An 18416-nucleotide genomic window follows, 5' to 3' on the forward strand; every position below is an offset into this window, starting at 1 on the left:
TGTTCCGGCGGTCCTGCGCTTGAAGATGGCTTTACTCGCAGGTCGTTCCGGCGGCCGTGTTGCCGCGGAAAGTGGGAGCGGGGCTGGGCGTATGGGAAGGGTCGTCGGGCTTCTCGTCGCTCCCGTAGTCGCCGGAGCCGTCGTAGTCCTGTGAGTCCTCGTACTGCTCGGCCTCCGAGTAGTCCTCGTCGCCCTCGGCCTGTTCGTCGCGGGGTGCGGGATCGGGCACCTGACGCGTCACTTGAAGGGGTGCGTCCGTTCGGAGTCGCGTGAAGAGTTCGGCCGCCGCGGGCTCGACGAGTTCATCCCGATTGGCGTCGTAGACATACGACCGCCGGGGCACCGTGAGGAACTGCACCTGTTCTGTGGGGATGTTGCGCATGCCGCGCACCAGTTCGTACAAACCACGCAAACTCGCAAGTCCCGGGTCCGTCGTCAGCGAAGAAGTGGCCGCGTCGAGAACCGGATAGAGCTTCGCCGGATTGAGCAGGACGTCATTGCTCTGCACCTTGTTGACGAGTGCCGCGAGGAACTGCTGCTGGCGGTCCATCCGGTCGGTGTCACTGCCGTTGCCGATGCTCTTGCGGGCCCGCACATAGCCGAGCGCCTGCTCGCCGTTGAGGGTCTGCCTGCCCGCCGCGATCTTCAGATGGGCGTCGGAGTCGTTGATCGGACGCTTGAGGCAGACCTGTACGCCGTCGACCGCGTCGACCATGTCCTTGAACCCGGCGAAGTCCACGACCATGTGGTGGTCGACGCGGATCTTCGTCATCTTCTCGACCGTACGAATGGTGCAGGCCGTCCCGCCGAACTCGTAGGCCCAGTTGAACTGGGCGAACTGGGCCCGCGTCCGCGATCCGTCGGGCTTGCGGCAGCTGGGCAGGTCCACCATCACGTCGCGCGGGATGGACACCGCGGTCGCGCTGCGCCGGTCGGCCGCGAGGTGCAGCAGGATCGTGGTGTCCGAGCGCTGGGTGCCCCGGTCGCGGCCGTACTTCTTGTTGCCCCGCCCGGCCCGGGTGTCGGAGCCGATGAGCAGGATGTTCTGCGCGTCGTGCACCAGCGGTGTGGGGCGCTCCTTCTCGTAGCGCGCCAGCTCCGCCGCGGCGTCGGTGTCCTTGGTGATGTTGCCGTCGAGCTTGTTGTACACCGCCCACCCGGCCCCCGCGGCGACCAGCACAAGACCGGCGGCGCCCATCGCCGTCCAGCGCAGCCAGCGCCGCCTGCGCCGGGCGACGCCCGCACCCGTGGGGCTGGAGCCCGCGCCGGGTGCGTACGTGACCGGTGGCTCAGGCGGGGTGCCGTCCGGGTCCGGGCGCTCCGGTCCGGTGGGCATGCCTGCGGTGTCGGACACGTGTAGGGCCACCCCTCATAGCGACGTCGGTGCATGGTGCGCTCTTACGACCATGGACCGACGTGACGCCGGGGGCCTGCGGGCCAGGGGCTCGGGTGGGCCGAACGGGGGACTGCGGGGGGTGCGGGAGGGGGGTGTGGCTACTTGGCCGTGGCGGTGACCCGCTCGTCCTCGATCCGCTTCGCCAGAGCCGCCTCGCCGAGCTGGTCGAGGTGGCGGCAGAGCACCACGGAGCCGCCCGCCGCCAGCGGGGCGTACAGGCCGGAGCTCAGGCCCTCCCAGGTGTCGTACGACAGCCCCGACAGGAGCCGGGAGCCGGGCGCGAGCCCCAGCGCGGCGGCATCGGCGCGGGCCCGCTCCACCAGCTCCGCACCTGTCAGCTCGCCCGCCCCGCCGACGGCCACGGCGGGCTCGTCCGGGTCCACGGGCGCGTACGGCACGAAGCGGTCGCCCTGGCTCGGTACCTCGACCGCGTAGTCCACGAAGCCCTCGGGGGTCTGCGGGAAGCGCCCACCGAGCGGCCGGAGCGCGAGCGCGACCCGCTCCCCGGAGCAGGCCCGCGCCGCGTCCAGCGAGTCGGGCCCGCTGACGACGAGGTCGGCGCCGGCCGGGTCGCCGCCCACATCCGCGACGACGCCGACGGACGAACAGGCGAGCAGCCAGACCGCCGTCTGCCAGTGCGCGGGCAGCAGCAGCGCGAGCCGGTCGCCGGGCCCGGCGGCGAGATCGTCCTGGAGGAGGTTCGCGGTCTTGGCCACCCAATTGGCGAAGGTGGCCACGGACAATTCGACGCGTTCGCCCGTGGCGTCGTCGTAGAACGTGATGAGCGGGCGGCCCGGGTCCGCGGCGAGCGCGGATCGCAGCAGGTCGGCAGGGGTGCGGTCGGTGGCGTTCACGGGCGCAAGGGTACGCGCGTGCTCCGTTGCCCCGGGCGTGGCGGGGGAGCGCGGGCCACCGGTTCGGCGGACATGAACCGACGGACCGTCAATTCCCCAATGGACAGAATTGTCCCGCTATGCCAACTATCAGACGTATGCGTGGATTTCTAGCTTCCTCGATCGGCGTCACGTGCGCGGCCGCCCTGGCCCTGCCCCTCACCCTGCCGTCGTCCGGCGCCCGCGCCGCGACCCCGGCCGCGGAGTCGCCCACCGGGCGTTCCGTGGAATCGGTGCCGGGCAGCACCCAGTCCCTCGCCCTCACCCCACTCGGCTCCGACCGCTCACCCGGCGGCGGCGCGTCAAGCGAACAGGGCCTGCTCCAGCGGGAGGTCCGGCCCTTCTCCCTGGTAGGCGTCATCTGGGACGACCCGGACGACGAACTGCACGGCAGCGTCCAGGTCCGCACCCGGGCGAACGGCACCGGCAACTGGTCCGGCTGGCAGCCCGTCGAGACGCACAACCACGATCACGCCGCCGACCCGGACGACCCGGAGCGCGCGTCGGGCCGGGTCCGCGGCTCCACGGCGCCGCTCTGGGTCGGCGACTCGGACGGGGTCGAGATCCGCGTACGGGGCGAGGCCGAGCAGCGCCGCGGCGTCGCACGGCCCCCGGCGGGACAGGCCCTTCCGGCGGGGCTGCGTCTGGAACTCGTAGACCCCGGAGCGGAGCCGCCCCCGCAGGGCGCCGCGCCCGAAGGCCCCCGCTCCCCGGCCCTGACCGCCGAGACCGCCGCCGCCTCCGCGGTCAACGCCGACCTCGCCCCGCTCGGCTCCGCCGTCATCCCGGCGCTCTCCAAGAAGGAGACGGAGGACGACCTGATCGCGGCCCGCGGTGGTCCGGAGGGAGCCGCCGCCAAGGCCAGGCCCTACGTGGGGCCACGGCCGCGCATCATCACGCGCAAGGGCTGGGGGGCGAACGAGAAGCTCCGCGAGAAGAACTTCGCGTACACGAAGACCGTGAAGGCCGCCTTCGTGCACCACAGCGCGTCCGGCAACAACTACCGCTGCTCACAGGCGAGCTCCGTCCTGCGCAGTATCTACCGCTACCACGTCAAGAGCAGCGGCTGGCGTGACTTCGGCTACAACTTCGCGGTCGACAAGTGCGGGAACATCTACGAAGGACGTGCCGGAGGTGTGGCCAAGCCGGTCCTCGGGGCCCACACTCTCGGTTTCAACAGCAACAGCATGGGCATCGCCGTCCTCGGCAGCTTCGGCTACGCCAGCCCGCCCGCGGCCGCCGTCAACGCCATCGCCAAGCTGACCGCCTGGAAGCTTGGCCTGTACGGCGCCAACCCGCGTGGCAAGACATATCTGAGGTCCGGGGGAGGAAATCTGTACAAGAAAGGCAGCAACGTCCGGCTCCATGTGATCTCCGGACACCGTGACGGGTTCGCCACGGAATGCCCCGGTATCCGCCTCTACAAGAAGCTGGGCAAGGCCCGTTCGTCCTCGGCCCGTTACCAGGGCCGCTGAGTCCTCGGCACACCGCACGACCCGCACAGCGCACTGCACGATCTGCAAAGCCATCTGCATACACTGGCCGGCCGCGACTCAAGTTCGGCCGGCCCCAGCAGGAAGCAGAGACGACAGGTGACAGAAGCGATCCTCCTGGTCGGCGGCAAGGGAACCCGGCTACGCCCGCTCACGGTGCACACCCCCAAACCGATGGTTCCGGCGGCGGGCGTCCCGTTCCTCACCCACCAGCTGGCGCGGGCCCGCGCGGCCGGCGTGGACCACATCGTCCTGGCGACCTCGTACCTCGCCGAGGTCTTCGAGCCGTACTTCGGGGACGGCTCGGCGCTCGGCCTCCACATCGAGTACGTCACGGAGACCGAGCCCCTCGGCACGGGCGGCGCGATCCGCAACGTGGCATCGCGCCTGCGCTCGGGACCCGACGACCCGGTCCTGATCTTCAACGGCGACATCCTCACGGGGCTCGACATCCGCGCCCTGGTCACGACGCACGAGGAGTCGGGGGCGGACGTCTCCCTGCACCTCACGAAGGTCGACGACCCGCGCGCGTACGGCCTCGTGCCGACCGACGGCACGGGCAGGGTGCAGGCCTTCCTGGAGAAGCCGCAGACCCCCGAGGAGATCGTCACCGACCAGATCAACGCGGGCGCGTACGTGTTCCGCCGCTCGGTCATCGACACGATCCCGGCGGGCCGCCCGGTGTCGGTCGAACGCGAGACGTTCCCCGACCTGCTGGCCTCCGGAGCCCACCTGCAGGGCATGGTCGACTCGACGTACTGGCTCGACCTGGGCACGCCCCAGGCCTTCGTGCGCGGCTCCGCCGACCTGGTGCTCGGCCGCGCCCCGTCCCCCGCGGTCCCCGGGCGCTGCGGCGAAAGCCTGGTCCTGCCGACCGCCACGGTCGCCCAGGACGCGAAGCTCACCGCCGGCACCGTGGTCGGCGAGCACGCGGTGATCGGCGAGGGCGCGCGGGTGGCCGGCAGCACGGTCCTCGCGGGCGCGGTCATCGAACCGAACGCGGTCGTCACGGACTCGCTGATCGGCGCGGGCGCGAAGGTGGGCGCACGCACGGTCCTCGCGGGCGCCGTGATCGGCGACGGCGCGGACGTCGGCGCCGACAACGAACTGCGCGACGGCGTACGGGTGTGGTGCGGGGCGGGGCTGCCCGCGGGGGCCGTGCGGTTCTCGTCGGACCAGTGACTTCCGGCCCGGCCGGCGGCTGAACCCCCTACCCTCGTACAGATGTCATCCCGTTTCGCCCCTCGCCCCACCGGCACCACGGTGCGCGGCGGCGAAACGGCGATCCCCCAGGGCGTGCCCCGCCGGACCACGGCGTCCCGCACCCGCACCTGGACCCCGGCCTACCCCCTGAACCTGGCCCTGACCGTGGGCCCCCTGCGCAGAGGCCCCGCGGACCCCACGTTCCGGACGACCCCGGACGGCTCGGCCTGGCGGGCGAGCCGCACCCCGCAGGGTCCCGGCACGCTCAGGGTCGCCGTCCGCTCCGGCACGGTGGAGGCGGAGGCCTGGGGCGAGGGCGCCGACTGGCTCCTGGACCAGCTCCCGCAGCTCCTCGGCGACGCGGACGACCCCGCGGCCTTCACCCCCCGCCACCGCCTCGTCGCGGCGACGGCGCACCGCAGGCCGGGCCTCCGCCTGATCCGCACGGGCCTGGTCCTGGAGTCCCTGATCCCGTCGATCCTGGAACAGAAGGTCACGACGGACGAGGCGTACCGCGCATGGCGCCTCCTGGTCCGCAAGTTCGGCGAGCCGGCCCCCGGCGCGGCCCCCGCCCAGCTCCGCCTGCACGTCATGCCGGACCCGAGGACCTGGACCCTGATCCCGTCCTGGGAGTGGCACAAGGCAGGCGTGGACAACAAGCGCGCGTCGACGATCCTGCGCGCGGCACGGGTGGCCGCGCGCCTGGAGGAGGCGGCGGCGATGGACCCGCTCCGGGCCCGGGCCCGCCTGGAACTGATCCCGGGCATCGGTCCGTGGACGTCGGCGGAGACGGTCCAGCGCAGCAACGGCGCCCCGGACGAGGTCACGGTGGGCGATCTGCACCTGCCGGGCATCGTCGGGTACGCGCTGGCGGGCGACCGCACGGCGGACGACGAGGAGATGCTGCGGCTCCTCGCCCCCTACGAGGGCCAGCGCCACCGGGCGGCCCGCCTGATCCTCCTGAGCGGCCGCACACCGGCCCGCAGGACACCGAAGATGCCGAAGACGGACATCGCCCTCCTCTGAACCCGCCCTCTGAAGCGGCCCTCTGAAGGGCTTACCGGACCTCTACGAAGTCCTCCGCATCACGCGCGGCCCGAGCGGCGGGCTCGACGGCGGGGTGTCCCACAGCCACCGCTCCCATCGGGTCCCACGACTCCGGGAGCCCGAGGACGTCCCGTACGACATCGCGGCAGAACATCGTCGACGAGACCCACGCGGACCCCAGGCGCTCCCCGGCGAGCGCGACCAGGAAGTTCTGCACCCCGGCACCGGCCGCGACCACGAACATCTCGCGCTCGGCCGCGTCCCGCCGCTCGTCCCCATACGTGTGCGAGCCGTCCATGACGAGGCAGGGCACCGCCAGGTAGGGCGCCTTGCGCAGGACGTCCCCCCGGCGCACCCGCTTCTCGACGGACTCCGGAGACTTCCCGTCCCGACGGAGATCCGCGATCCAGGCGTCCCGCATCGCGTCGAGCAGCCGCACGCGCGACTCCTCGGACTCCAGCAGGACGAACCGCCACGGCGTCGTGTGATGCGGCGCGGGCGCGGTCACGGCGGCCGCCACGGCCCGCCGCACGGCCCCGGGGTCCACCGGCTCGTCCGTGAACTCCCGCACGGTCCGCCGCTGCGTCACGGCTTCCCGCACGGCCTCGGACGTCCCGAGCCGGAACATGTCGTCACGCGAGGGACGCACCATGGCCCGGGCCCCCTCATCGGTCTCCCCGGTCACCCCGACGACGTGCGCGAGCCCGCGGATCACCGCCACCGGCAGCCCGCCGGCCTTCCCCTTGACCAGATCGCCCGCGGCGGCCAGCTCGTCCGCGGTGGCGACGACGGTCCCGGTCAGCGGATTGCCGTACGCGTCGACGCCGCCCCGCAGATCGTCGAGGACCCGCACGCCCGCCGCCCCGATGGCGACGTCCGTCACACCGTCACGCCAGGGGCGCCCGAAGGTGTCCGTGATCACGACGCCGACGTCCACGCCCAACGCGTCCCGCAGCCCGTCCCGCACCGCGCGCGCCGAGGCGTCGGCGTCCTCGGGCAGCAACAGCACCGTCCCGGCACGTGTGTTGGAGGCGTCGACACCGGCGGCGGCCATCACCAGGCCCTGCCGGTTCTCGACGATGCGCAGGGACCCGCGGCGCGCGACCACCCGCACGGTCTCGGAGTCGATGGCCGCCTCGCGGTCACTGGCCTCGACGATCCGCCCCTCGGCCTTGCTGACGATCTTCGAGGTGACGAGGAGCACGTCCCCGTCGACGAGCCCCGGGTCCGCCGTGGCGATCAGCTTGGCGAGGTCGTCCCCCTGCCGCACCTCGGGCAGTCCGGGCACGGCCCAGACGCGGAAAGAGGGAGAACCGCTCACGCCCGCACCTCCTCCGCGAGGGCGAGTGCGGCGCGCGCCATCTCGGCGGTCGCGTCGAGGTCGCTCATCATCAGCGGGATCGCCCGGCACCGGATGCCCGCCGACTCGACGCGCTCCACGACCCCGGCGTCCACGGTGTCGACGAGCCAGCCGTCGAGCAGCCCGCTTCCGTAGTGCTCGGCGACCGCGGCGGCCGTCGTCTCCACGCCCACGGCCGCGAGCACCTTGTCGGCCATGCCCCGCACGGGCGCGTTCCCGACGATGGGGGAGAGCCCGACGACGGGCACGCCCGCGTCGGCGATGGCCTCGCGGATGCCCGGCACGGCGAGGATCGTCCCGACGCTCACCACGGGGTTGGACGGCGGGAAGAGCACGATGTCAGCGTCGGCGATCGCCTCCAGGACGCCGGGCGCGGGCTTGGCCTGGTCCGCGCCGACCGGCACCACGGCGTGCGCGTCCACGGACGCCCGCAGCCGCACCCAGTACTCCTGGAAGTGCACGGCCTTCTGCTCGCCGTCGACCGTGACGGCGACATGCGTCTCGACGCGGTCGTCCGACATCGGGATGAGCCGCACACCGGGCTGCCACCGCTCGCACAGCGCTTCCGTCACCGCGCTGAGCGGGAAACCGGCGGCCAGCATCTGCGTCCGCACGATGTGCGTGGCGAAGTCCCGGTCGCCGAGCCCGAACCACTCGGGCCCGACCCCGTACGCCGCGAGCTCTTCCTTGACCTTGAACGTCTCGTCCGTACGTCCCCAGCCCTGCTCTTCGTTGATGCCGCCGCCGAGGGTGTACATCACGGTGTCGAGGTCGGGGCAGACCTTCAGTCCGAACAGGTGAATGTCGTCACCGGTGTTGCCGATGACGGTGATGTCCGCGTCAGGCGCGGCTTTCTTGAGCCCGCGGAGGAAACGGGCGCCGCCGATACCGCCGGCCAGGACCACAATGCGCATGGGCCCAAGCATGTCAGGCAGGTACGACAGCGCGTCAGGCGGTTACGACATCTTCGGCCGCCGGACCGGCGGCCCGCACGCCGCACCGCGCCGCGTGCATCGGCATCTCGGTCAGGCCGGGGTAGTAGATGTGCAGGCTGACGGCCGGTTCCAGGGAGTCGTTGACGACGTCGTGGGCGTACCCGGGCGCGAACACGCGTTGGGTTCCGGCGCCGAGCGCGCGCTGCCCGCGCTCCGTACGCTCCGTCAGTTCGCCCTCCAGGACCGTGAGTACGCCGGAGGAGGGGCCGTGGTCGTGCGTTCCGCTGCCCTGCCCGGGCACCCAGGAGAGCAGCCAGACCTCGTAGCCGGGGCCGGTGCGCAGGCGGTGGTACCAGCGGCTCGTCGCGTCGTACTCGACGAGGTGGGCCCATTGCGTGCGGTCGGCCGCGAGGGTGCGGGCGAGGCCGACGAACTCGGCCACGGTGGCCGGATGCTCGCGGGCGGGCTGCAGGAGGTGGGTGACTTCGAGGATGTCGCCGGCGATCTGGAGGTCGCTGTCGCTGTTCATGGTGCGGTGGTTCCTCAACGTGAGTGCTGGGGTGTCGCGAGGGAGGGGGGAAGCGATGGAGCGGGAGGAGCTCAGGCGGCTCAGCAGCTCGGGCGGTGAAGCGCCGGAGCGGGCTCAACAGCTGGAAGCGGGAAGGCTCAACAGCTGGAACAGGAACAGAGACAGCGCGCGTGGGCAGCACCGAGGAGCCCGCAGGTGCGGGTCGTCGAGAGTGCCAAGTTTGCGAGCATGCCCACTAGGACAGCGGCTCACACCATCCCTGTCAACTCTATGTCCGGTATGTGGGATATGTTTCACCTCATCCGGTTGTTCTGGAAGGCGAAAGGTTTGTGCACCGTGTTCACGGGACACCCAGGGGATGCATCGCTACGCATGGCACATGAACCGGCGCGTAAACCCCGGCGTGCTCCCGTGACCCGAATGTGATCCCCTTCGCTTCGGTGGACCGGTCGCAACGGGACCGATCTCCGCGACGTCCTTCCCTGGTGAGGGCGGCCGCGGGGCGCCTCGGGATGGGCCATTGGCAAGTGTCAGGGTTATCCCGATTTGAACACTTTCCGCATTACCTTGGTTCCGCAGGGTGAATAAGGGACCCAATAGCAGATCTCGGCTTGACTGGCGCGGATCGGCACACTTGTAATTTCACTCGTGTCGTTCAGCCGAAATCGGTAACGGCAAGCACCACGGGGACGCACAGACAGACGAGGGGCGCACATGACCGAGCTGGTTCAGGAACTGCTGGTCGAGGACGCGGACGAGGAACTCGGCTGGCAGGAGCGCGCGCTGTGCGCCCAGACCGATCCCGAGTCCTTCTTCCCCGAGAAGGGCGGCTCCACGCGTGAGGCCAAGAAGGTCTGCCTCGCCTGTGAGGTTCGTTCGGAATGCCTTGAGTACGCACTGGCGAACGACGAGCGGTTCGGTATCTGGGGCGGTCTTTCGGAGCGGGAACGCCGCCGTCTGAAGAAGGCTGCTGTCTGAACACCGGCCGGTTCGCCCGACCAAACGGCACACACCCCTACGTAAGGAACAGCCCGTCGCCCGTGGGTCATCCACAGGCGGCGGGCTGTTGTGATGCCAGCCGTTAGTGTGGGGCCCCGTCCGAGACGCCCCGGCGCCCCCATGAAGCGCAGGCGTCCACCGCAGTCCATCGAACCGGGGCCCGTACCTCGATGTCCGTGCACAGCCATCCGGCAGCCGCTCACCACGACGCTGCCGCTCCTGAGTTCCCGCGGCACGTCGTCACCGCCGTGATCGTCTCCCACGACGGCGCCCGCTGGCTGCCCGACGCCCTCGCCGGCCTGCTCGGCCAGGACCGCCCGGTGCAGAACGCCGTGGCCGCGGACACCGGCAGCGCGGACGACTCCGCCCGCCTGGTCACCGAGGCACTCGGCCCCGACCGCGTCCTGCACCTGGCCAGGCGCTCCGGCTTCGGCACCGCCGTCGACGAGGCGAACCGCATCGCCGGCGTGCTGACCCCGGAAGAGCTGCCCTATCTGAAGCGCCCCAGCGGCTGGGATCCGGTCAGCCGGTCCTGGCGCGACGACGCCTACGACCTACCCGAACTGCCGCACGGCGAGCCCGAACAGTGGCTGTGGCTGCTGCACGACGACTGCGCGCCCGAACCCGGCGCCCTCACCGAACTGCTGCGCGCCGTGGAGAACGAACGCGAGGTCGGCAAGGACGTCGCGATCGTCGGCCCCAAGCTGCGCGGCTGGTACGACCGCCGTCAACTCCTTGAGGTCGGCGTCTCCATCGCCAACAGCGGCCGCCGCTGGACCGGCATCGACCGCCGCGAACAGGACCAGGGCCAGCACGACCACGTACGGCCCGTCCTCTCGGTGTCCACCGCGGGCATGCTGATCCGGCGCGACGTCTTCGACGAACTGGGCGGATTCGACCGGCGCCTTCCGCTCATGCGGGACGACGTCGACCTGTGCTGGCGCGCCCAGAACGCGGGCCACCGCGTCCTCGTCGCCCCCGAAGCCGTCGTACGGCACGCCGAGGCCTCCTCGCGCGAGCGCCGCACCGTCGACTGCGTCGGGCGTACGTCGACGTCACCGCACCGCGTGGACAAGGCGGGCGCCGCCTACACGCTGCTCGTCAACGCCCGCACGGCCGTGCTGCCCTGGGTGCTCTTCCGGCTCGTCGTGGGCACCCTGATGCGCACCGTCGCGTATCTGGTCGGCAAGGTCCCCGGCCAGGCGGTCGACGAGGTCGCCGGCCTCCTCGGGACACTGCTGCGGCCCGGACGGATCGTCAGCGCCCGCAAGGAACGCGGCAAGTCGGCGCTCGAACCGGCCGAGATGCGGCCGCTCTTCCCGCCGCCCGGCGCCACCGTGCGCGCCACCTTCGAACAGCTCGCCGGCAGCGTCGTCGGCCGCTCCGACCCCGAGGCCGTCACCGGCGCGGGCCGGCACGGAGCCGTCGAGTCGGGACCCGGCGGGGACGACGCGGACTTCCTCCAGGTCGAGCAGTTCGCACGGGTCAAGCGCCTGGCCCGCAAGCCCGGACCGATGCTCTTCGTGGTGCTGCTGTTCGTCTCGCTCATCGCCTGCCGCGAACTCCTCGGCAGCGGTGCGCTCGCGGGCGGCTCGCTGCTCCCCGCGCCCGGTGACTCCTCGGCCCTCTGGGACCGCTACCTCGACGCCTGGCACCCCGTCGGAACCGGCGGCACGCAGTCGGCGCCGCCCTACCTCGCGCTCGTCGCGGCGCTCAGCACCCTGATGTTCGGGTCCACCGGGCTCGCGGTCACCGTGCTCCTGGTCGGCTCGGTGCCGCTGGCCGGGTTCGCCGCCTACTTCGCCTCACGGCCGCTGGTCGAGTCGCGCCTGCTGCGCGCCTGGGCCTCGGTCGCCTACGCCTTCCTGCCGGCCGCCACGGGCGCGCTCGCGGGCGGGCGCATCGGCACCGCCGTCCTCGCGATCCTGCTGCCGCTCATGGCGCGCGCGGGCATCGCGGCGAGCGGCCTCGCCTCCTCGAACGGCACGCGCGGGAGCTGGCGCGCCTCCTGGGCGTTCGCCCTGCTCCTGACGCTCACCACCGCCTTCACACCGATCGTGTGGCCCATCGCCCTGGTGCTCGGCCTCGCGCTCCTCGTCGTACGCAGGGGCGACATCACGGCGTACGGACCGCGCTTCCTCGCCGCGCTCGGCACCCCCATCCTGGTCCTCGCGCCCTGGTCCCTCTCGCTGCTGCCCTTCGGCTTCTTCCGTGAGGCGGGGCTCGACTTCTCCGTCGGCTCCGCGACCGGGCTCGACCTGCTCGGGGGCAGCCCCGGCGGCCCCGGCACCGTGGACGGCCTGCTGCTCATCGGCATCGTGCTCGCCGCCCTTGCCGCCCTGCTCCGCACCGAGCGGCAGCGCGCCGTCCGCACCGCGTGGATCGCCGCGCTGGTCTCGCTGGTCTTCGCCGCGCTCTCGAACGGCTCGGCGTGGGCGGGCCCCGCGACCCTCGGCTACGGCATCGCGCTCCTCGCCGCCGCCGCGCTCGGCGCCGACGGTGCACGCACGCGTGTCGCCGAGCAGAGCTTCGGCTGGCGCCAGCCGGTCGCCGTCCTCATCGCCTTCGCGGCGGCCGCCGGGCCGCTGCTCGTCGCCGCCGGGTGGATGATCCGCGGCGCCGACGGCCCCCTGGAGCGGCGCGACCCGGTGCAGGTGCCCGCGTTCGTCGCCGAGGAGAGCGGCACGCAGGACCAGGCACGCACGCTCGTCCTGGACAGCGAGTCGGCCGCCCAGGTGTCGTACACGCTCGTCCGCGGCTCGGGCGCGCGGCTCGGTGACGCCGAACTCGCCGACGCGGGCGGCTCGAACAAGCGCCTGGACAAGATCGTCTCCCGGCTCCTCGCGGGCTCCGGCGCCGACCAGGCCGACCAGCTCGGCGGCTTCGCCGTGCGCTACGTCCTCGTACGCGACGGCGCGCCCCGCCAGATGAACCGCACCCTGGACTCCACCCCCGGCCTCACCCGGCTCAGCCAGGAGGACGGCAGCGCCCTGTGGCGCGTGGACCGGCAGGTCGCCCGCGCCGCGATCGTCCCCGAGTCCGGCGACCCCCTGCCGGTCGCCGCGGGCCCCGTCGAGCTGCACACGAACATCCCGGCCGGCGAGGAGGGCCGCACCCTGCGGCTCGCCGACGCCGCCGACGAGGGCTGGACGGCGACCCTGGACGGCCGCCCGCTGACCGGCACGACCCTGGACGGCTGGGCGCAGGGCTTCGAACTGCCCGCGTCGGGCGGCCGCCTGGACGTCACGCACGAGACGCCCGCGGGCCACACGGGATGGCTGTGGGCCCAGGGCGCGCTCGCCGTGGTCCTGGTGGTCCTCGCCCTTCCCGGACGCCGCCGCGACGTGGACGACGACCTCCCCGACGAGCGCGTCATCCCGGCGCAGCCGGTCGAGGGCGAGGGGCGCAGGGCCCGCAGGCTGCGCGCCGCGCAGGCCGAGCAGGACGCCGCGCAAGGAGATGCCGGACAGGACGACGCCGGTACGCCACCCCCTCCTCCGGAGGAGGCCTTCGCCGCGGTGCCCCAGCAGCAGGCGTACGAGGAGTGGGAGGCCCCCGCCCACGCGGGCGTCGACTACGGCACCTACCAGGGCGAACAGCAGTACCAGGATGCGCAGTACGCGCCGGGCTCCTACGACCAGTCCGACCAGTCAGGCCAGTTGGCGTACCAGGACCCTTACCAGGGCGGCCAGTACGACCCGTACGCCTACGGAGGCGCACAGGGCGGCGAGCAGTACGGGCAGTCGTTCGACGCCACCTACGGGCAGCAGCAGCCGCCGATGCCGCCCCAGCCCCCGCAGCCGCCGCACGGCGACGACAGTGAGCGCCCCGACGGGAGCCAGCAGTGAACCGCACGACCCAGTCCCTGATCGCCGCCGTGGCCGCGCTCGCCGCGGTCACCGGGTTCGCCGTGACCAACGCGCCCGACGGCAGCGGCGACGACGACGCGAAGGCAGCCGCGCGGCTGCCCGTCGAACGCACCAGCCTGCTCTGCCCGGTGCCCAGCGCGTCCGACCTCGCCGAGACCTCGTACACGGCGTTCACGCCCAAGGGCAAGGCATCCGGCACGGCCGGCAAGGCGGAACTGCTGCCCGCCACGAGGGAATTGACGGACGCCCCGAAGGAGGGCGGCGACGGCGGCAAGGACAAGAAGAAGACCGTCAAGCCCTTCCTGACCCCGAAGGCACCGGGCAAGCCCGTCACCGGCGAGGAGACCGGGGGAGAGTCACCCGCGCTCCTCGGCACCGCCGACGGCATGCTGGCCCCCGGCTGGACCGTCCAGCAGACCACCAAGTACGCGGTGGGCAGCGGACGCGGCCTCCAGGGCGCCAACTGCGCGGCGCCCGACACGGACTTCTGGTTCCCGGGCACGAGCTCCGCCAAGGACCGCAGCGACTACGTCCACCTGACGAACCCGGACGACACGGCGGCCGTCGTCGACATCGAGCTGTACGGCAAGGACGGCGCCCTCAAGACCGAGGTGGGGGAGGCGATCCAGGTCCAGCCGCACTCCAGCATGCCGGTCCTGCTGTCCACGCTCTCGCCCAAGGAGCAGACCAACCTCACGATGCACGTGACCGCGCGCAGCGGCCGGGTCGCCGCCGCCGTGCAGTCCTCGGACGACAAGCTCGGCGGCGACTGGCTGCCCGCGTCCGCGGACCCCGCGAGCCGCGTGGTCCTGCCCGGCATCCCCAAGGACGCCACCTCGGTACGCCTGGTCGCCTTCACGCCCGGTGCCGACGATGCCGACCTGAAGGTCCAACTGGCCTCGCCCAGTGGCTCGATCAGCCCGGCCGGGCATGCGAACCTGCACGTCAAGTCCGGCATGACGACCGCCGTCGACCTCGGCGACGTCACCAAGGGCGAGGCGGGCTCGCTGGTCCTGACGCCGACGGAGGACGCGGCACCCGTGGTGGCGGCCCTGCGCGTCACCCGGGGCAAGGGCGCCGACCAGGAGACGGCGTTCATCCCCGCCACGAACGCGATCGGCACGCGCGCGACGGTGGCCGACAACCGCGCCAAGGGCTCCACGCTGTCCCTCGTGGCCCCCGGCAAGACCGGCAAGGTGAAGGTCACGGCATCGGAGGGCTCCGAGGGCGGCTCGTCGACGAGCAAGACGTACACGGTCAAGGGCGGCACGACCCTCGGGATCAAGGCGCCCGTCCCGAGCGGCCTCAAGGGCACGTACGCGCTCACGGTGGAACCGGTGTCGGGGGGCGCGGGGGATGCCGTCTACGCCTCACGCATGCTGGAGGAGCCGGAGGACGGCGTCCCGATGTTCACCATCCAGACCCTGCCGGACGACAGGGGCACGGTGTCGGTGCCTGAGGCGGAACAGGATCTGAAGGTGCTGCAGAAGTAGGTCTTCCGGGCCGGGTCCGCATCCTGGCCCCGCAGGGCGGGGGACTACGGGAGGGGCAGGGCCCTCACTCTTCCCCGTACCGCGGGTCCACCGACTCGGGCGAGAGGCCGAGGAGCTCGGCGACCTGCTCGACCACCACTTCGTGGACGAGCGCGGCCCGCTCGTCGCGCCCCTTGGTGCGGATCTCCACCGGACGCCGGTAGATGACCACCCGGGCGGGCCGCCCGTCGGAAGCCTCGATCGTGCCGCCCAGCGGCACGACGTCATCGCTCCAGTCGTCGTCGGCACCGCCGTTGCCGCCCCGCCCCAGGGCGGGAACCTCAAGGACCAGGAAGTCGATCTCGCTGAGCTGCGGCCAGCGCCGCTCGAGACGCTCCACGGAGTCCTGCACCAGGTCGGTGAAGACCTCGGCACGGCTGGCGGACAGCGGCACCTGGGGAGGCGCCACGGGGCCGCGCATGCCCCTGCCGTGGCGGTCGCGGCGGCGGGGCCTCGGGTCTGCGGTGCGGGGCTGTACGGGGTCGTCCATCACTGACGAAGAGTAGTCCTCGAGATCGCCGTTTCCGCACAGCTTCCACCGGCCTTCCGTACTGCGTCCGTACTCCTCCCGTACGGCTTCCGTCCGGCGCGCGGCATGTCGCCCGATGACCATTCCGGCCAGGGTTGGGCCCGATTTCGTATCTCTCCAGGACCGTCGATCTCGCGATGAATGACGGGATTTGCGCCAAGCAGTGACCGGATTCAACACCACTGGTCACCCAGGCCCCTTGCGTCACCGCAGGTCAGCGAGGCGTCGTGCGAGCGGGCCGTGGCGGGGATCACAGCACGACACGGTGGGGTGACCTCGCGGAGAGTCGTCGCGGCCCGCTCAAGAGTGCGGTACCGTCCAACATCGTGAGCCCTGTACGTCGCTGTTCGCGCACCGCTTGCGGCCGTCCCGCCGTCGCGACGCTGACGTACGTCTACGCCGACTCGACCGCGGTCCTCGGCCCCCTCGCCACCTACGCCGAACCCCACTGCTACGACCTGTGCGCCGAGCACTCCGAGCGCCTCACCGCGCCCCGCGGCTGGGAGGTCGTCCGCCTCGCCGACGCCTCCGGTCCGGCCCGCCCCAGCGGTGACGACCTCGAAGCGCTCGCCAACGCGGTACGTGAGGCGGCCCGCCCGCAGGAGCGCGCCGCCGAGGCCGGTGGCGGCCCGCGCAGGGCGGACCCGATGGAGGTCGCGCGCCGCGGCCATCTGCGGGTGCTGCGCTCGCCGGATTCCTGAGCCCGGCTTTCCGGCTGCTTCTTCCGGCTGTTCCCTTTGGGACCGACCGGCCCTCTCCGTAGACCCCTGTCGTTTAGCGGTGAACAACTCCTGCCGCACAACCCATTGACGTGCCCATGGCGCCGACACGACCATTCCCCCAGTTGTGAGAGATCACCTTCCGCATCACGGAAACCGGGGAGCCGCCCGTGTACGTGCAGCAGCTGGAGCCCGTGGCCGATTCGCTCGGCCTGTCCGCACTCGTCGCGACCCTGCCCCTCCTGACGGTTCTCGTCCTGCTCGGCGTCGTCCGCATGAAGGCCCACCACGCCGGCCTCATCGGCCTCGGCGTCGCCGCGCTGGTCGCCTGGGCCGCGTACGGGATGCCGATCGGCCAGACCGCCTCCGGCGCCGCGCAAGGCGCGCTCTTCGGGCTCTTCCCCATCCTGTGGATCGTCGTCAACGCCCTGTGGGTGTACCGGATGACGGTCCGCACCCGGCACTTCGACATCCTGCGCCGCTCCTTCGGACGGCTCTCGGACGATCCGCGCATCCAGGCACTCGTCGTGGCCTTCTGCTTCGGGGCGCTCCTGGAGGCCCTCGCCGGCTTCGGGGCGCCCGTCGCGATCTCCGCGGTGATGCTGGTGGCGCTCGGCTTCGACCCGGTCAAGGCCGCGGTCGTCGCCCTCGTGGCCAACACCGCGCCCGTCGCCTTCGGCGCCATGGGCACCCCCGTGGTGACGCTCGCGCAGGTCACCGGGCTTCCGCTGGACACCGTCGCCACGGTCGTCGGCCGCCAGACGCCGCTGCTCGCCCTGGTCGTGCCGCTGCTCCTGGTCGGCCTGGTGGACGGGCGGCGCGGCCTGCGCGAGACCTGGGTGCCCGCCCTGGTGTGCGGATTCGCGTTCGCCGCCGCGCAGTTCGCCGCGTCCAACTACGTCTCCGCCCAGCTGGCCGACATCGGGGCCGCGCTGGCGGGCGCCGCCGCGCTGGTCGCCGTGCCGAGCGCGCGGAAGCCCGCCGCGGAGCCCGTACGCGTCGCGGTCCTGACCGGCGTACGCAGCGAAGACCTGGACCACGACGACCCGCGCCCGGAGATCCTGCGCGCCTACGCCCCGTACGCCCTGATCGTCGCCATCTTCTCCGTCGCCCAAATCCCGCCGGTCAAGGATCTGTTGGCCAAGGCGACGCGGACCTTCGACTGGCCCTTCCTGGACGTCGCCAACCCCGAGGGTGACCCGGTGGGCGGCAACCTCTTCTCGCTGCCGCTCGTGGCGACGGGCGGGACGCTCGTCCTGCTGGCCGGCGTGGGCACGGCCGCGATCATCGGGGTGCACGCGCGCGTGGCGGTACGGGAATGGCTGGCTACCGTGCACGAACTGCGGTTCGCCATCCTCACCGTGACCTCCGTGCTCGCCCTCGCCTACGTGATGAACCTGTCCGGGCAGGCCGCCACCATCGGCCACTTCGTGGCGGCGGCGGGCGCGGGGCTCGCCTTCCTGTCGCCGGTGCTCGGCTGGTTCGGTGTCGCCGTCTCCGGCTCGGACACCTCGGCCAACGCGCTCTTCGGCGCGCTCCAGGTGACGGCGGCCCAGCAGTCCGGGCTCTCGCCCGAACTGCTCGCGGCGGCCAACAGTTCGGGCGGTGTGCTCGGCAAGATGATCTCCCCGCAGAATCTGACGATCGCGTGCGCCGCGGTCGGACTCGCGGGCAAGGAGGGCGATCTGCTGCGCAAGGTGCTGCCCTGGAGCCTCGGCCTGTTGCTGGTGATGTGTCTGATCGTGGTGGGACAGAGCACGGTGGTGCTCGGCTGGATGCTGCCGTGACGAGAACCTGAGGTGTGGCCGGCAGTGGCTTGACGCCGCTCACAGCTGGTTGTCAGTTGTTGCGGGTAGTTTGGGGTGACCGGCGAGCACTCGCCGGAATCCCGGAATCGCTGAACTCGCAGAAC

Annotated in this window: 14 protein-coding genes; 8 read left to right on the forward strand and 6 right to left on the reverse strand. The window is 72.2% G+C overall.

The window, feature by feature from the left end; genetic code table 11:
• Positions 1-31 precede the first annotated feature (31 nt).
• Both OG302_RS25235 and OG302_RS25240 read right to left on the reverse strand, forming a co-directional pair.
• Positions 32-1336, reverse strand: coding sequence for an LCP family protein (locus tag OG302_RS25235; RefSeq protein WP_371750225.1), 1305 nt, complete (start codon positions 1334-1336; stop codon positions 32-34).
• Positions 1337-1494: 158 nt separating this feature from the next.
• Positions 1495-2250, reverse strand: a complete 756-nt coding sequence (locus OG302_RS25240; RefSeq protein ID WP_371528856.1) for a TIGR03089 family protein — start codon at positions 2248-2250, stop codon at positions 1495-1497.
• Between the two features lie 137 nt (positions 2251-2387).
• On the opposite strand from OG302_RS25240, the gene OG302_RS25245 reads away from it, so the two are divergent.
• The 3 genes from OG302_RS25245 to OG302_RS25255 all read left to right on the forward strand — a co-directional run bounded on the left by OG302_RS25245 (position 2388) and on the right by OG302_RS25255 (position 6011).
• On the forward strand, positions 2388-3764 hold the full coding sequence (locus OG302_RS25245) for an N-acetylmuramoyl-L-alanine amidase (RefSeq protein WP_371528857.1): 1377 nt from the start codon (positions 2388-2390) through the stop codon (positions 3762-3764).
• Positions 3765-3881: 117 nt separating this feature from the next.
• On the forward strand, positions 3882-4964 hold the full coding sequence (locus OG302_RS25250; protein WP_371528858.1) for a sugar phosphate nucleotidyltransferase: 1083 nt from the start codon (positions 3882-3884) through the stop codon (positions 4962-4964).
• 42 nt (positions 4965-5006) lie between these two features.
• Positions 5007-6011 (forward strand): DNA-3-methyladenine glycosylase, encoded by a 1005-nt coding sequence (locus tag OG302_RS25255; RefSeq protein ID WP_371528859.1) that lies wholly within the window; start codon positions 5007-5009, stop codon positions 6009-6011.
• A 31-nt stretch (positions 6012-6042) separates the two neighbouring features.
• On the opposite strand, the gene OG302_RS25260 is transcribed toward OG302_RS25255, so the two are convergent.
• Genes OG302_RS25260 through OG302_RS25270 form a run of 3 tightly spaced genes read right to left on the reverse strand, consistent with a single transcriptional unit; the run spans position 6043 to position 8856 of the window.
• Positions 6043-7353: a coenzyme F420-0:L-glutamate ligase gene (locus OG302_RS25260; RefSeq protein WP_371528860.1), complete on the reverse strand. Its 1311-nt coding sequence runs from the start codon at positions 7351-7353 to the stop codon at positions 6043-6045.
• Positions 7350-8306 (reverse strand): 2-phospho-L-lactate transferase, encoded by a 957-nt coding sequence (gene cofD, locus OG302_RS25265; protein WP_371528861.1) that lies wholly within the window; start codon positions 8304-8306, stop codon positions 7350-7352. Before cofD ends, OG302_RS25260 begins: the two co-directional genes overlap by 4 nt.
• A 34-nt stretch (positions 8307-8340) precedes the next feature.
• On the reverse strand, positions 8341-8856 hold the full coding sequence (locus tag OG302_RS25270; protein ID WP_371528862.1) for a cysteine dioxygenase family protein: 516 nt from the start codon (positions 8854-8856) through the stop codon (positions 8341-8343).
• Between the two features lie 714 nt (positions 8857-9570).
• Between OG302_RS25270 and OG302_RS25275 the strand changes: the two genes are divergently transcribed.
• The 3 genes from OG302_RS25275 (at position 9571) to OG302_RS25285 (ending at position 15217) form a co-directional block, all read left to right on the forward strand.
• The gene (locus OG302_RS25275; protein ID WP_016642094.1) at positions 9571-9834 is read left to right on the forward strand and encodes a WhiB family transcriptional regulator; all 264 of its coding nucleotides are present in this window, start codon (positions 9571-9573) and stop codon (positions 9832-9834) included.
• 191 nt (positions 9835-10025) lie between these two features.
• Complete coding sequence (locus OG302_RS25280; protein ID WP_371528863.1) at positions 10026-13703, forward strand: glycosyltransferase; 3678 nt, start codon at positions 10026-10028, stop codon at positions 13701-13703.
• Entirely contained in the window at positions 13700-15217 is a 1518-nt protein-coding gene (locus OG302_RS25285; RefSeq protein WP_371528864.1) for a DUF5719 family protein, read from the forward strand. The genes OG302_RS25280 and OG302_RS25285 overlap by 4 nt, the downstream gene beginning before the upstream one ends.
• Before the next feature lie 64 nt (positions 15218-15281).
• On the opposite strand, the gene OG302_RS25290 is transcribed toward OG302_RS25285, so the two are convergent.
• Positions 15282-15746 carry a metallopeptidase family protein gene (locus tag OG302_RS25290; protein ID WP_371750226.1) on the reverse strand — a complete coding sequence of 155 codons (465 nt, stop codon included), beginning with the start codon at positions 15744-15746 and terminating at the stop codon, positions 15282-15284.
• Between the two features lie 365 nt (positions 15747-16111).
• On the opposite strand from OG302_RS25290, the gene OG302_RS25295 reads away from it, so the two are divergent.
• The gene (locus tag OG302_RS25295) at positions 16112-16486 is read left to right on the forward strand and encodes a DUF3499 domain-containing protein (protein WP_371528865.1); all 375 of its coding nucleotides are present in this window, start codon (positions 16112-16114) and stop codon (positions 16484-16486) included.
• Between the two features lie 188 nt (positions 16487-16674).
• Entirely contained in the window at positions 16675-18291 is a 1617-nt protein-coding gene (locus tag OG302_RS25300) for an L-lactate permease (protein WP_371528866.1), read from the forward strand.
• Positions 18292-18416 lie beyond the last annotated feature (125 nt).

The sequence above is a fragment of the Streptomyces sp. NBC_01283 genome, from assembly GCF_041435335.1.
GTDB lineage: Bacteria > Actinomycetota > Actinomycetes > Streptomycetales > Streptomycetaceae > Streptomyces.

Coding starts and splice junctions, on each gene's coding strand:
- OG302_RS25235 (WP_371750225.1), bottom strand. CDS start 1,336: ATGCCCACCGGACCGGAGCGCCCGGACCCGGACGGCACCCCGCCTGAG.
- OG302_RS25245 (WP_371528857.1), top strand. CDS start 2,388: ATGCGTGGATTTCTAGCTTCCTCGATCGGCGTCACGTGCGCGGCCGCC.
- OG302_RS25255 (WP_371528859.1), top strand. CDS start 5,007: ATGTCATCCCGTTTCGCCCCTCGCCCCACCGGCACCACGGTGCGCGGC.
- cofD (WP_371528861.1), bottom strand. CDS start 8,306: ATGCGCATTGTGGTCCTGGCCGGCGGTATCGGCGGCGCCCGTTTCCTC.
- OG302_RS25270 (WP_371528862.1), bottom strand. CDS start 8,856: ATGAACAGCGACAGCGACCTCCAGATCGCCGGCGACATCCTCGAAGTC.
- OG302_RS25275 (WP_016642094.1), top strand. CDS start 9,571: ATGACCGAGCTGGTTCAGGAACTGCTGGTCGAGGACGCGGACGAGGAA.
- OG302_RS25280 (WP_371528863.1), top strand. CDS start 10,026: ATGTCCGTGCACAGCCATCCGGCAGCCGCTCACCACGACGCTGCCGCT.
- OG302_RS25290 (WP_371750226.1), bottom strand. CDS start 15,746: ATGGACGACCCCGTACAGCCCCGCACCGCAGACCCGAGGCCCCGCCGC.